General features: G+C 73.9%; 14 protein-coding genes. 6 read left to right on the top strand and 8 right to left on the bottom strand.

Features of this window, described 5'->3' with window-relative positions:
- Positions 1-40: 40 nt before the first annotated feature.
- Positions 41-1,117: a LacI family DNA-binding transcriptional regulator gene (locus CCN44_RS13330; protein ID WP_059254530.1), complete on the top strand. Its 1,077-nt coding sequence runs from the start codon at positions 41-43 to the stop codon at positions 1,115-1,117.
- 25 nt (positions 1,118-1,142) lie between these two features.
- Here the strand turns inward: CCN44_RS13330 and CCN44_RS13325 are convergent, their stop codons facing one another.
- Positions 1,143-1,934, bottom strand: coding sequence for a VOC family protein (locus tag CCN44_RS13325; protein WP_086697764.1), 792 nt, complete (start codon positions 1,932-1,934; stop codon positions 1,143-1,145).
- A gap of 317 nt (positions 1,935-2,251) precedes the next feature.
- Between CCN44_RS13325 and CCN44_RS13320 the strand changes: the two genes are divergently transcribed.
- Positions 2,252-2,497, top strand: a complete 246-nt coding sequence (locus CCN44_RS13320) for a WhiB family transcriptional regulator (protein WP_030643251.1) — start codon at positions 2,252-2,254, stop codon at positions 2,495-2,497.
- Positions 2,498-2,933: 436 nt separating this feature from the next.
- Here the strand turns inward: CCN44_RS13320 and CCN44_RS13315 are convergent, their stop codons facing one another.
- The 4 genes from CCN44_RS13315 to ssgD all read right to left on the bottom strand — a co-directional run bounded on the left by CCN44_RS13315 (position 2,934) and on the right by ssgD (position 7,389).
- A complete protein-coding gene (locus tag CCN44_RS13315; protein ID WP_059254534.1) occupies positions 2,934-3,908 on the bottom strand; it encodes an acyl-ACP desaturase in 975 nt (324 codons plus the stop codon).
- Between the two features lie 229 nt (positions 3,909-4,137).
- A complete protein-coding gene (gene ddaH, locus CCN44_RS13310; protein ID WP_059254536.1) occupies positions 4,138-4,914 on the bottom strand; it encodes a dimethylargininase in 777 nt (258 codons plus the stop codon).
- A gap of 143 nt (positions 4,915-5,057) precedes the next feature.
- On the bottom strand, positions 5,058-6,683 hold the full coding sequence (locus CCN44_RS13305; protein ID WP_086697763.1) for an ABC-F family ATP-binding cassette domain-containing protein: 1,626 nt from the start codon (positions 6,681-6,683) through the stop codon (positions 5,058-5,060).
- A 289-nt stretch (positions 6,684-6,972) separates the two neighbouring features.
- The gene (gene ssgD / locus CCN44_RS13300; protein WP_059254539.1) at positions 6,973-7,389 is read right to left on the bottom strand and encodes a spore wall synthesis regulator SsgD; all 417 of its coding nucleotides are present in this window, start codon (positions 7,387-7,389) and stop codon (positions 6,973-6,975) included.
- A gap of 221 nt (positions 7,390-7,610) precedes the next feature.
- On the opposite strand from ssgD, the gene CCN44_RS13295 reads away from it, so the two are divergent.
- Positions 7,611-8,762, top strand: coding sequence for a WD40/YVTN/BNR-like repeat-containing protein (locus CCN44_RS13295; protein WP_237481716.1), 1,152 nt, complete (start codon positions 7,611-7,613; stop codon positions 8,760-8,762).
- Positions 8,763-8,839: 77 nt separating this feature from the next.
- Entirely contained in the window at positions 8,840-9,178 is a 339-nt protein-coding gene (locus CCN44_RS13290) for a hypothetical protein (RefSeq protein WP_014676172.1), read from the top strand.
- A 64-nt stretch (positions 9,179-9,242) separates the two neighbouring features.
- Here the strand turns inward: CCN44_RS13290 and CCN44_RS13285 are convergent, their stop codons facing one another.
- Positions 9,243-9,539 carry a YciI family protein gene (locus tag CCN44_RS13285; protein WP_059255378.1) on the bottom strand — a complete coding sequence of 99 codons (297 nt, stop codon included), beginning with the start codon at positions 9,537-9,539 and terminating at the stop codon, positions 9,243-9,245.
- 59 nt (positions 9,540-9,598) lie between these two features.
- On the opposite strand from CCN44_RS13285, the gene CCN44_RS13280 reads away from it, so the two are divergent.
- The gene (locus tag CCN44_RS13280) at positions 9,599-10,342 is read left to right on the top strand and encodes an endonuclease V (protein WP_086697761.1); all 744 of its coding nucleotides are present in this window, start codon (positions 9,599-9,601) and stop codon (positions 10,340-10,342) included.
- Here CCN44_RS13280 and CCN44_RS13275 read toward each other — a convergent pair.
- Both CCN44_RS13275 and CCN44_RS13270 read right to left on the bottom strand, forming a co-directional pair.
- A complete protein-coding gene (locus CCN44_RS13275) occupies positions 10,306-10,494 on the bottom strand; it encodes a hypothetical protein (protein WP_086697760.1) in 189 nt (62 codons plus the stop codon). The genes CCN44_RS13280 and CCN44_RS13275 overlap by 37 nt on opposite strands.
- Before the next feature lie 88 nt (positions 10,495-10,582).
- Entirely contained in the window at positions 10,583-11,776 is a 1,194-nt protein-coding gene (locus tag CCN44_RS13270; RefSeq protein ID WP_189396989.1) for a saccharopine dehydrogenase family protein, read from the bottom strand.
- A 502-nt stretch (positions 11,777-12,278) separates the two neighbouring features.
- Between CCN44_RS13270 and CCN44_RS13265 the strand changes: the two genes are divergently transcribed.
- Positions 12,279-13,297 (top strand): CaiB/BaiF CoA transferase family protein (locus tag CCN44_RS13265; protein WP_208639765.1); only part of this gene is annotated, 1,019 nt, incomplete at its 3' end.

Below are 13,297 nucleotides of genomic sequence, written 5' to 3'. Positions count from 1 at the left end.
GCTATCCTGATCGCCAGCCGCGCCGAGGAGGAGTCCCGAAGTGACCGAGGCAGTCTCGCGCCCCACACTGGAGGCCGTGGCCGCACGGGCCGGCGTGTCCCGCGCCACCGTGTCCCGGGTGGTCAACGGCGGCGACGGGGTGCGTGAGCCGCTGGCCGAACGGGTCCGGCGGGCCGTGGAGGAGCTGGGCTACGTCCCCAACCAGGCGGCGCGCAGCCTCGTCACCCGGCGGCACGACGCCGTCGCGGTCGTCATCGCCGAGCCCGAGAGCCGGGTCTTCGCCGACCCCTTCTTCGCCCTCCAGCTGCGCGGCATCAGCAAGGAGCTGACCGCGCACGACAACCAGCTGGTGCTGCTGCTCACCGAGGGCCGCGCCGACCACGCGCGCGTGGCCCGGTATCTCGCCGGCGGCCATGTCGACGGCGCCCTGGTCTTCTCCCTGCACCTGGACGACCCGCTGCCCGGCCTCATCCACGACGCCGGCGTGCCCACCGTGTTCGGCGGACGCCCCGGCTGGGGCGAGGACGCCCGCGCGGCGGACCCGGGCGTGGTGTACGTCGACTGCGACAACCGGGGCGGGGCCCGCGCGGCGGTACGGCACCTGCTGGACCTCGGCCGCCGGCGCGTCGCGCACATCACCGGCGCGCTGGACCAGACCTCGGCGGCGGACCGGCTCGACGGCTACCGGGACGTCATGGCCGACGTCCTGGGCGAGAGCGACCCACGGCTGGTGGTGGAGAGCGACTTCACCCCGGCCGGCGGCGAACGCGCCATGCGGGAACTCCTCGACCGCTGCCCGGACGTCGACGCCGTGTTCGCCGCCAACGACCTCACCGCCCTCGGCGCCCTGCGGGTACTGCGCGCGAGCGGCCGACGGGTGCCCGAGGACGTGGCCGTCGTCGGCTTCGACGACATGGTGCCGGTCACCGAGCAGACCGACCCCCCGCTGACCACGGTCCGTCAGGACATCGAGGAGATGGGCCGGCTGATGGCCCGCCTGCTGCTGCAGGGCCTGTCCGAGGACCGGGACCGGCAGCGCCCGACGGCCGGCGGCCCGGGCTCACCGGCGTCGGCGGTGATCCTGCCGACGACCCTGATACGCCGCGCCTCCGCGTGACCCGGCCCGTGGCGCTCGCGGCGGCTCAGCCCTGCGCCGGCTCACCCCTGATCACCGCGAACCGGACCCCGTACGGATCGGCGAGCTTGGCCATGCGGCCCACGCCCTCCACGCTCGTGGCGGGCATCCGCACCGTCCCGCCGAGCCGCTGTGCCCGCTCGACCACGGCATCGGTGTCCGCCACCTCGAAGTACGGCAGCCAGTACGCACCGGACTCGGCCTCGGACGGGTCGTCGGCCAGCGGCACCATCCCGCCGAACATGGCGTCCTCCCCGGCACCGTCGGGTTGGACGCAGGTGTACGTCCCGCCCGGGAAGGGCACCCCGGACGTCTCCAGGCCGAGCACCCGGCGGTAGAACGCGGCGGCTGCCGCGATGTCCGGCGTGTACAACTCGACCCAGCACAGCGCGCCCGGCTCGCCCGCCATGTCCACGCCCGCGGTCCGCCCCGGCTGCCAGATCCCGAACGGCACGCCCGCCCGGTCGGCGAGGATCGCCATACGCCCCTCGCCCATCACGTCCATCGGCTGGAACAGCACGCTGCCGTGGGCCTCTTCGGCCGCCTTGGCGGTGGCCTGCGCGTCCTCGCTGCGGAAGTACACCGTCCAGGCCGGCGGTCCCTGCTCGGGCCCGGTCCGCATGCCGCCCGCCACGGTTCTGCCGTCCAGCTGGAAGAAGCCGTAGCCCCCGGCGTCCGGCCCCGCCGACACGAACCGCCAGCCGAAGAGGGCGCCGTAGAAGGAGGCGGCGCCGTCGAGGTCGGGGCTGCCGACGTCGATCCAGTTGGGCGCGCCGTCGACGAAACGGGTGGTGAGCATCTCGGCCCTCCTCGCAAGGGGTCCCGTCCTGTGCACTGCCGAGTCTGGCACCGCCCACTGACAATCGCCGCCGGAGCACCGCGACGCGCCGGACCGCCCCGCTCTCACCGAGCGTGACGGCGCGCGTTCTCCCGGTTTTCCCACCGGTCCCGCGCGCCGCCGTGCACGCACCGGGCCCGGCGCGCATCATCGGGTCGGCCGGAGATGCCGAGCGCGCCGTCGGCCGGCGTCGGGGGAACGCGGTCAGCCGGCGCCGGCGGGCCGTCGTTGAGCCGGCGTTGATCGAGCGTTTTTCGGCGTGGGGCAGGCTCCTGGCCATGCACTACGAAACCATCACCCCGGCCGACGACACCTGGCAGGCGCAGGCCCTGTGCGCGCAGACCGGGCCGGACTTCTTCTTCCCGGAGCCCGGCAGCTCGGTGCGCGAGGCGAAGCGCATCTGCGCCATGTGCGAGCTGCGCCCCGCCTGTCTGGACTACGCCCTGGCGAACGACGAGCGGTTCGGCGTCTGGGGCGGCCTGTCCGAGAAGGAACGCCTGGCCCTGCGCCGCACCGCCCGCTGACAGCCCGCCGGCACTGCCGGCTGCCGCCAGCCCCTGGGTACCGCCCGCCGTCGGCCCTGCCACCAGCCGCCGGCCCTTGGTACCGCCCGCCGGCACCGCCGCCAGCCGCCGGCCCCTGACGCCGCCCGCCGGTATTGCCGGTCTGTGACCGGCTTTGGTGTCGCTTCGCCGGTATTGCCGGTCTGTGGCCGGCTTTGGTGTCGCCTCGCCGGTATCGCCGGGCTGTGACCGGCTTTGGTGTCGCCTCGCCGGTATCGCCGGGTTGTCACCGGCCCTGGTGCCGCCCGCTGACACGGCCGGGGTGTCCTCGGACCCGGCGTCGCCCGCCCGCATCGTCCCCGATCCGTCCGTCCCCCGACGCCGCGCGATGGCCCAGGTCACCCCCTGACACCCTCCCGACGGCCTCCGGACGACCGCCCGGCCCGTGCGCGGGGCGTCAGGCTCCGGCGCGCGCCGCCATCCGGGCCTTGCGCGCGGCCAGCTTCTCGTCGAACTTCAGGGCCTCCGCGTCCAGCCCGCCCATGAACAGGCCGAGTTCCTCCTGCGCCTGGCGGCCCTCGGGGCCGAGGCCGTCGATCTCCATGACCTTCAGGAAGCGCAGCACCGGCTGCAGCACGTCGTCGTGGTGGATGCGCAGGTTGTAGACCTCGCCGATCGCCATCTGCGCGGCGGCCCGCTCGAAGCCGGGGAGGCCGTGACCGGGCATGCGGAAGTTCACGACGACGTCCCGCACCGCCTGCATGGTCAGGTCGGGCGCCAGCTCGAAGGCGGCCTTCAGCAGGTTGCGGTAGAACACCATGTGCAGGTTCTCGTCGGTCGCGATCCGGGCCAGCATCCGGTCGCAGACCGGGTCCCCGGACTGGTGGCCGGTGTTGCGGTGGGAGATCCGCGTGGCCAGCTCCTGGAAGGCGACGTAGGCGATCGAGTGCAGCATCGAGTGCCGGTTGTCGGACTCGAAGCCCTCGCTCATGTGCGCCATGCGGAACCGCTCCAGCTGGTCCGGGTCCACCGCCCGCGAGGCCAGCAGGTAGTCCCGCATCACGATGCCGTGCCGGCCCTCCTCGGCCGTCCAGCGGTGCACCCAGGTGCCCCAGGCGCCGTCGCGGCCGAAGAGCGTGGCGATCTCGTGGTGGTAGCTCGGCAGGTTGTCCTCGGTCAGCAGGTTGACGACGAGGGCGATCCGGCCGATCTCCGTCACCTTGGACTGGTCCTTCTGCCAGGCCTCCCCGTCCTCGAACAGGCCCGGGAAGTTGCGGCCGTCGCTCCACGGCACGTACTCGTGCGGCATCCAGTCCTTGGCGACCTTCAGATGCCGGTTCAACTCGGTCTCGACGACTTCCTCCAGCGCGTACAGCAGCCGCGCGTCGGTCCAGACGGACGGGCTGGCGAGATGGGGGGAAGTGATCGTCACGGGAACTCCAGGGGGACGCCGAACAAAGGGGGAGAAAAGGGGGGTGGCCCGGCGAGCGGTGCCGGAAACCTACGTGATCGTAGGCTACGAATCCGTAGGTTACGAAGCCGTAGGTTAAGAGTGCTGTAAAGAACCCCTGCTCAGCCCACCCGCGCGGGTCGTCCGCGGGCATGCCGAACAGCCCCGGGACCCGCAGGTCCCGGGGCTGCCGGACGGAGAGGATCACCGGTCAGGCGTACAGCTCCCGCAGGCGCACCGAGAGGCAGGTCACACAGCCCTCCAGCTTCTCGAACTCGCTGATGTCGACCGTCACCACCTCGTGGCCGAGATCGGTCAGCAGCTCCGCGGTCCTCGGCGCGCTCGCCGCCATCAGCAGCGTGCTGCCGCCGAGCAGCACCACGTGCGCGCCGGACTCCTCCGGCACCGACAGGAACCCCGGGAACAGCGACGGCCGGTCGATCTTCGGGATGTGCCCGATCACCGTGCCGTCGGGCAGCGCGGTCACCGCCGACTTCAGATGCAGCACCCTGCTCACGGGCACGGCCACCACGCGGGCGCCGAGCGGCTCGAAGGCCGCCCGCAGCTGCTGCACGCCGGCCGCGTTGGTCCGCCCGCCGCGCCCGACGTACACGGTGTCGCCGACCTTCAGGACGTCGCCGCCGTCCAGCGTGCCCGGCTCCCATATCCAGTTCACCGAGCAGCCCAGGCGGGCCACGGCCTCCTCGACGCCGGCCGTCTCCGCCCGCCGGGACTCCGCGCCGGGCCGGGTGATCAACGCCACGTTCTTGTACATGACGACGGTGTCCTCGACGAACACCGAGTCCGGGCAGTCGTCGGCCGGTTCGACCTCGATCGTCTCCCAGCCGTGCGCGCGCAGGGCCGCGACGTAGGCCTCCCACTGTTCGCCGGCGAGCCCGACGTCGACCTTCTCCCGCTCGATGTGCGTCACCAGGCCGTCGGCGAGGCGGGGGCTGGGGCGGCGGACGAGGGCCTTCTTGCTGGGCACGACGGGCCTTTCGAATCGGTCGGTGCGATGGTGCGGTGTCCGGCGCCGCTCACACGGCGCCGGTCCGTCATCATGCAGGTCACTCCGGCCAGGGCAAAACCCCCGCCGTCGGCCCGTGCCCCCGCCGGGACCCCGCCGGCCGGTCAGGCCGGATCGGCGAGCGCCTCGGGCGTGGTCTCCGTCAGCTCCCCTCCCTCCATCAGCAGCCACCGCGTGATCCCGATCGACTCCAGGAACGGCAGGTCGTGGCTGGCCACGATCAGCGCCCCCTCGTACGAGTCCAGGGCCGTGGTCAGCTGCCGCACGCTGGCCATGTCGAGGTTGTTGGTCGGCTCGTCCAGCAGCAGCAACTGGGGTGCGGGCTCGGCGAGCATCAGCGCGGCCAGGGCAGCCCGGAAACGCTCACCGCCCGACAGGGTGGCCGCCTTCTGGTCGGCCCGCCCGCCGCGGAACAGGAAGCGGGCGAGACGGGCCCGGATCCGGTTGTTGGTGGCGCCCGGCGCGAACCGGGCCACGTTCTCGGCGACCGACAGGTCGTCGTCCAGCACGTCCAGTCGCTGGGGCAGGAACCGCAGCGGGACGTGTGCCGTCGCCGTGCCGGTCACCGGCGTCAGCTCCCCGGCGACGGTCCGCAGCAGCGTCGTCTTGCCGGCGCCGTTGCGGCCGACCAGCGCGATCCGCTCCGGGCCGCGCAGATCGAGGATGCCCGGCACGCGCGCGTGGTAGGCCGTTTCCAGTTTCTCCAGGGTGAGCACCTGCCGGCCGGGCGGTACGGCCGTGTACGGCAGGTCGATACGGATCTCGTCGTCGTCCCGTACCGCCTCCACCGCCTCGTCCAGCCGTTCCCGGGCCTCGGCGAGCCGTTCCTCGTGCATGATGCGGTGCTTGCCCGCGGACTCCTGGGCGGCGCGTCTGCGCGCGCCCATGACGATCTTCGGTTCGCGCTTGGAGTCCCACATCTTCTGGCCGTACCGCTTGCGGCGGGCCAGCTTGACCTGGGCGTCGGCCAGTTCGCGCTTCTGCTTGCGCACATCGGCCTCGGCGACCCGCACCATGCGCTCGGCCGCCTCCTGTTCCACGGCCAGGGCCTCCTCGTAGGCGGAGAAGTTGCCGCCGAACCAGGCGACCTCCCCGGAGCGCAGCTCCGCGATCTGGTCGACCAGGTCGAGCAGTTCCCGGTCGTGGCTCACCACGACCAGGACGCCCGGCCAGGAGGCGACGGCCTGGTACAGCCGCCGGCGCGCGTACAGGTCGAGGTTGTTGGTGGGCTCGTCCAGCAGCAGGATGTCGGGACGGCGCAGCAGCAGCGCGGCGAGCCGCAGCAGCACCGACTCGCCGCCGGACACCTCGCCGACGGTCCGGTCCAGGCCGATGTGGCCGAGACCGAGTTCGCCGAGGGTGACCAGGGCGCGCTCCTCGACGTCCCAGTCGTCGCCGACGGTCTCGAAGTGCTCCTCGGCGACGTCGCCCGCCTCGATGGCGTGCAGGGCGGCCCGCCGCTCGGCGATGCCGAGCGCCTGGTCGACGCGGAGCGCGGTGTCGAGCGTGACGTTCTGCGGGAGGTAGCCGATCTCGCCGGCCGCCTTGACGGTGCCGTCGGCCGGGACGAGTTCCCCGGCCAGCAGCTTGAGCAGGGTGGACTTGCCCGATCCGTTGACGCCGACGAGCCCGGTCCGGCCGGGGCCGAAGGCGACGTCCAGGCCGTCGAAGACGGCGGTGCCGTCGGCCCAGGTGAACGACAGGGAGGTACAGGTGAGGGAAGCAGACATGGGCGCCTCGCGAGGGGTGTGAGCGTTCGGGTGGACGCGTGTCGAGACACCGCGAGGCGGAAACCGAAGGGCACGAGAGGGGCCACGAAAAAAGGCCTGTGCCGGAGGACGGCTCGGACGCCGAGGTCGTACGCCACGCACACCTCACGGGTGCGACGCGGTGTCTCAAGACCTCAGACGAGCAACGTCCTTCTCCAATCGACGGCAACAGAACCGCTGTACAGCGTAAAAAGGCGCTGGAGGGCTGTCAACGCGATTTAACGCGCCGGCCCTCACGCGCGCGGGACGCTCAGCAGGCGTCCCGCATCAGCTCGGCCAGATCGTGGTCCAGGTCGAGCTGGAGGTGCTCCAGGCCGGCCGGGACCAGGGCGTCGGCCGCCTCCAGGAACCGCCGTATCTCGCCCGAGCGCACATGCACGATCGCGGTGCCCTCGGGGGCGTGGAACTCCAGCACCGTGCGGTCGTAGCCGTAGGGCCGCACGCGCACGTCACCCTGGCCCTCGGGGCCCTGGAGTCCCGCGGCGAGCAGTTCCCGGGAGAAGGTCCAGCACACCTCGACACCCTCCAGGGTGGCCGGGGCGGGGAACGTCATGCGGACGGCGAAGGGGTCGCGCCGGTCGTAGCGCAGCGTGGCGGGAATGTTCGGCATGCGCGGTGCGGCGGCGACGAGACGGGCCTCTACGGGCTGCTCGATGACGGTGGACAACGCCTTGCTCCCTCGTTGCGGCTGGACTACGCCGGGGCGGGCGACACCCGGCACTGGAAGAGACGACGGAATCGGCCGATGCGTGCACACCCGGAACGAGTGACCTCGGTCACCGCCTTCATGCACGGGGAACGCACGGCCGTTCGCGCGCGTCCGCCGTCGCGCCCGGCGGGGCAGGCCCTCTGGACGGGGTCGGGGGAGTGCGGCTAGCTTCGGCCGCCATGAGGCGCTCGGGGAGCACGCGACGCAGGGGACGGGCGGGCCGGCTGGCGGCGGCGGGAGTGACGTGCGGGGCGGTCCTGGCCGCCCTGACGGTCCCGGCGGCCGAGGCCCGCCCGCTCGGGCAGGGCGGCGGCACCGAGCCGCTGAGCGCGGGCCGGACGGGCCCGGACCGGACCGGCGTGCACTGGGCGGTGCAGGACACCGGCACGCCGGGGATCCGCTTCCGGGGCCTCGCGGCCGTCGACCGGCGCACCGCCTGGCTGGCCGGCACCGGCGGCACGGTGCTGCGCACCACGGACGGCGGCGCCCGCTGGCGGAACGTCTCTCCGCCGGGGGCGGCCGAGCTGCAGTTCCGGGACGTGACGGCGTTCGACGCGCGGCGCGCCGTGGTGCTGGCCATCGGCGAGGGCGACGCGTCCCGCGTGTACCGCACCGACGACGGCGGCACGACCTGGACGGAGTCCTTCCGCAACCCCGACCCGAAGGCCTTCTACGACTGCATGGCCTTCTTCGACCGCCGCCACGGCCTCGTCGTGAGCGACCCCGTGGACGGCAGGTTCCGCGTCCTGTCCACCGCCGACGGCGGACGCTCCTGGCGCGTGCTGCCCGCGGACGGCATGCCGCCCGCGCTGGACGGCGAGGCGGGGTTCGCCGCGAGCGGCCAGTGCCTGGTCGCCTCCGGCCCCCGGGACGTCTGGCTGGCCACCGGCGGCGGCGCCCACGCGCGCGTGCTGCACTCCGCCGACCGCGGGCTGACCTGGACGGCCGCCGGCACGCCGGTCCCCGCGGGCGACCCGGCGAAGGGCGTCTTCGCCCTGGCCTTCCGTGACCGCGCCCACGGCATCGCGGTCGGCGGCGACTACCGCCCCGACCAGCCCTCGCCGCACGCCGCGGCCGTCACCTCCGACGGCGGCCGGACCTGGCGGCCCGCCGCCGCCCCGCCGCCCGCGTACCGCTCCGGTGCCGCCTGGCTCCCGCACAGCCGCACCGCCGCGCTGGCCGTCGGCCCGACCGGCACCGACCTGACCACCGACGGCGGGCGCAGCTGGCGGACGATCGACACCGGCTCCTACGACACGGTGGCCTGCACCCCCGACCTGAGCTGCTGGGCGGCCGGCGAGCAGGGACGGGTGGCGCGGCTCGAACGGTGAGGCGGCGCGGCGGAACGGGTGCGGTAAGCGCGCGCGACGCGGGTACTCGATCCCTGCCGCAAAGGAAGGGAGCGATCATGCCAGCCGGTTCCAGCCCCAAGCGCGAACGTCAGTACGAGCACATCAAGAAGAGCGCGCAGGACCGGGGTGAGAGCACCGGGCGCGCCAAGGAGATCGCCGCGCGGACAGTGAACAAGGAACGCGCCCGCTCCGGCGAGTCCAAGACCGCCAGCCGCAGTTCGACGCAGGACATGTCGTCCAGCAAGCGCGGCGGTCAGCGGTCGGGCAACCGGGTCGGCTCGCACGGCCCGACGCGGGACCAGTTGTACAACGAGGCGAGGCAGCGCGGCATCGAAGGCCGCTCGCACATGAACAAGGACGAGTTGCAGCGCGCCCTCAACGCCAAGAAGGGCTGACGCCGAGAAGGGCTGACGGCCGGGAGGCCGGACGCCCCGCGGGCCCGAGCCGCGGTGCTCGGCCTCAGCCGAGGATCTGCCGGTGACGCGCCAGTTCGGGCGCCGTCTTCGTCGCGATGAACTCCGTGATGCGGTAGGCGCACACGCCGGCGACCGTGAACGGGTCGCTCGCGACGATCTCCTCGATGCGGGCCCGGTCCTCCGCGACGGCGAGGATCACCCCGCCGTCGCGGGGGTTCTTGCGCCCCGAGGCCAGGAAGAAGCCCTTCTCGTACTGCTCCTCCAACCAGGCCACATGGTCCGGCAGAACGGCGTCCACGGAGTCGAGCGGCGCGGTGTAGGTCAGCTCCAGTACGAACATGATCACGAGCCTACCCCGGCGGGCCGCAGGCCGGCGGCGGGCCCGTACAGTCAGCCGGCATGACGATCGTTGGCGTACCCGCGGGCTGGCCCGCGACCGAGGAACAGGCCCGCGCCGTACAGGACGAGCTGCGCGGGCGGGTGGTGCTGGACGAGCCGGGGCCGCCGCCCGGGACCGGCCGGGTCACGGGCGTCGACGTCGCCTACGACGACGACCTGGACCTGGTCGCGGCGGCGGCCGTCGTGCTGGACGCCGCCACGCTGGAGGTCGTCGCCGAGGCCACGGCCGTCGGCCGGGTCTCCTTCCCGTACGTGCCCGGGCTCCTCGCCTTCCGGGAGGTCCCGACCGTCCGCGCCGCCCTCGACCGGCTGCCGTGCCCGCCCGGCCTGGTCGTGTGCGACGGCTACGGCCTGGCCCACCCGCGCCGCTTCGGCCTGGCGAGCCACCTGGGCGTGCTCACGGACCTGCCGACCATCGGCGTCGCCAAGAACCCGTTCACCTTCACGTACGACGACCCCGAGCCGGCCCGCGGCCGTTCCGTGCCGCTGCTCGCCGGGACCGAGGAGGTCGGCCGAGCCCTGCGCACCCGGGACGGCGTCAAGCCGGTGTTCGTCTCGGTCGGTCACCGGGTGAGCCTCGATAACGCCTTGGCGCACACGCTCGCGCTGACCCCGCGGTTCCGGCTGCCGGAGACCACGCGGCGGGCGGACGCCCTGTGCCGGCGGGCACTGCGCGAGGCGGCGGCGGAAGCGGCGGGCCCGGCGGCTCAGGACTCGACGACGCGCCAGCCGCCGACCTCCTGATACGCCGAGTCGTACACCGCCGAACCGTCGCCGGGTTCGAGGGCGTAGTGACGCAGATTGCCACCCCAGTACCGCAGGATCCGCTCCAGCTCGGCAACCCGGTCCTGCGCCACCGCGCCGTCGTCCATCGTCACTTCGAGCACGAACTTCACGTCCGCTCAGCCTCCTTGGTCTCGTCCGGGACGAGCTGCCATGGTGTCAGGCGCGCACCGGGCCGTGCGGCGGACGGGGGGCGGCCGGCTAGCGTTCCGCCGCCTCCCGGTCCGCCGCCACCCGGAAGGTGATGCCGGCCGTGCGCAGCCGTTCGGTCAGGGCGTCGCCCATCGCCTGCGCCGTGGTGACCTGGCCGGCCGTCGGCGGCAGGTCGTCGAAGGCCAGGCACAGGGCCGCCTCGGCGAACATCTTCGCCGTCTCGTCGTATCCCGGGTCGCCGCCCGCGACCTCGGTGAACACCCGCCGGCCGCCGCCCTCGCCGACGAACCGCACGGTGAACCAGCTCTTCGCCCGCTTCTCCGCGCTCGGTCCGTCGCCCGGCCTGAGCCGGTCCGACAGCCAGCGCCGCGCGGGCGGCAGCTGGGCCGCGGCCGTCACCGCGCCGACGGCGGCGATCCCGCCGAGGGCGACCGGCAGGCGCCGCACGGCGGCGTAGTGCCGGTACCGGAAGTCCGGTCCGTACCGCTCCAGCGCCCGCGCCGAACGGCGCACGATCTGCGGATCGAGGGTGGGCAGCGGCAGCGCCCAGGCGCCGACCTCCGCGGCGAACCTCGGCGCGCCCGGCGCGGCCGTCACCCGGCGGCCCGGCAGCCGCGGCTCGTGCCGGGCCCGCTCGCGCGCGGCGGCCAGCATCCGCGGTCCGCGGGCCACCTGGCCGAGCGCCGAGGCGAAGGTGCCGCCGGAGAAGGCCGCGTCGACGGTCACATAGCCGTCCACGGTCAGCGGCACGCCCTCGGGGAGCTGCCGGACCGTGAAGTACGCGCCCAGGTCGTGCGGTACGGAGTCGAAACCGCAGGCGTGCACCAGGCGCGCGCCCGTCTCACGCGCGCGTGCGTCGTGCCGGACGTACGTCAGGTCCACGAACTCCGGCTCGCCGGTGAGGTCCAGGTAGTCGGTGCCGGTGTCGGCGCAGGCGGCGACGAGGTCCTCGCCGTAGCGCACGTACGGTCCCACGGTCGTGGCGACCACGCGCGCGTGCTCGGCGAGGGCGCGCACGGTGGCCGGTTCGGCGACGTCGGCCCGCAGGACCCCGGCGGTGGGGCCGCCGGGCAGGCTCTCGCGCAGCCGCTCCAGCCGCCCCTCGTCGCGCCCCGCGACCGCCCAGCGCAGGTCCCGCGGCGCGTGCGCGGCGAGGTAGTGGGCCGTGAGCGTGCCGACGAAGCCGGTGGCTCCGAAGAGCACGAGGTCGTAGGGACGGTCCGGCCTGCTCATCCTGCTCATGACACCCCTTGGTTCGTACGGCCCGCCGCGCAGCCCGCGCCGCTGTCGGTGGCCGAGGCTAGCGTGAGGAGAGCGGAGCCCGACGACCAGCCCGGAGGCAGCGGTGGCCGTAGCCAGGAATGCCCTGAAGAAGCGGGAGAAAGCGCACGCGTCCGCGCGGTCGCTGCCCGGGACGGCCGCGGAGCCGTCCGGCGCAGGGCCGTGGCCGGGGCGGACCGGGAGGCGTTCGCCCCCCTCGGGGCGGCAGACGGCAGTCACCCGCTCGGAGTCACCGTCGAGTTGACGGACGGGCGGACGCCCCGGTGATCACCCCGGACGCCGCACGGCGGAAACGCGCCGCCCGCGCCGCCGCGGCGGGCGGTGATCACCCGGTCGGGTGATGACCGGCGCGTCGGGCACTTGGCTAAGCGCTTGCTCGTTCAGGTCTTGTGCCCGGTGGAACGCGTTCTTAGCATCACCGGTGTTACATCAGTGCTGTCACACATGCTTGGGGGCTGGACGCATGACAACGGCAGGGACACCGCCGACGGCGGGCCACGGCCCGCTCTCGGGTGTGCGCGTGGTCGAGCTGGCCGGCCTCGGGCCGGGCCCGTTCGCCGCCATGCTGCTGGCCGACCTGGGCGCCGACGTGGTCCGGGTGGACCGCCCGGGCGGCACGGACCTCGCCGTCGACCCGGCCTACGACGTCACCAACCGCAACAAGCGCTCGATCGTGGTCGACCTGAAGGCACCGGACGGCCCCGCGCGCGTCCTGGACCTCGCCGAGCGGGCCGACATCCTCATCGAGGGCTACCGGCCCGGCGTCACCGAGCGGCTCGGCATCGGCCCCGCCGACTGCCACGCCCGCAACCCCCGCCTGGTCTACGGCCGCATGACCGGCTGGGGCCAGGACGGCCCGCTCGCCCAGCGCGCCGGCCACGACGTCTCCTACATCGCGCTCACCGGCACGCTCGGCATGCTCGGCCGCCCGGACGAACCCCCGACGGTGCCCGCCAACCTCCTGGGGGACTACGCCGGCGGCTCCCTCTACCTGGTCGTCGGCGTCCTCGCCGCCCTGCACCACGCGCGTGCCACCGGCACCGGCCAGGTCGTCGACGCGGCCATCGTGGACGGCACCGCCCACCTGTCCACGATGATCCACGGCATGCTCGCCGCCGGCGGCTGGCAGGACCGCCGCGCCGCCAACCTCCTGGACGGCGGCTGCCCCTACTACGGCACCTACGAGACCGCCGACGGCCGGTACATGGCGGTGGGCGCCCTGGAGGGAAAGTTCTACGCCGAGTTCCTGCGCCTGCTCGGCCTGGACGACCTCGCCTCCGCCCGCAAGGACTGGACCCGCTGGGGCGAGCTGCGCGAACGGATCGCCGCCGCCTTCAAGTCCCGCACCCGGGACGAGTGGACCGCCGTCTTCGAGGGCTCCGACGCCTGTGTGGCGCCCGTGCTGAGCCTGCGCGAGGCCCCCGCCCACCCGCACCTGGCCGCCCGCGGCACCTTCACCGACCACGGCGGCATCACCCAGCC

Source organism: Streptomyces tricolor, from assembly GCF_002155905.1.
Classification (GTDB): domain Bacteria; phylum Actinomycetota; class Actinomycetes; order Streptomycetales; family Streptomycetaceae; genus Streptomyces; species Streptomyces tricolor.
This window is presented reverse-complemented; position numbering and strand designations above follow the sequence as displayed.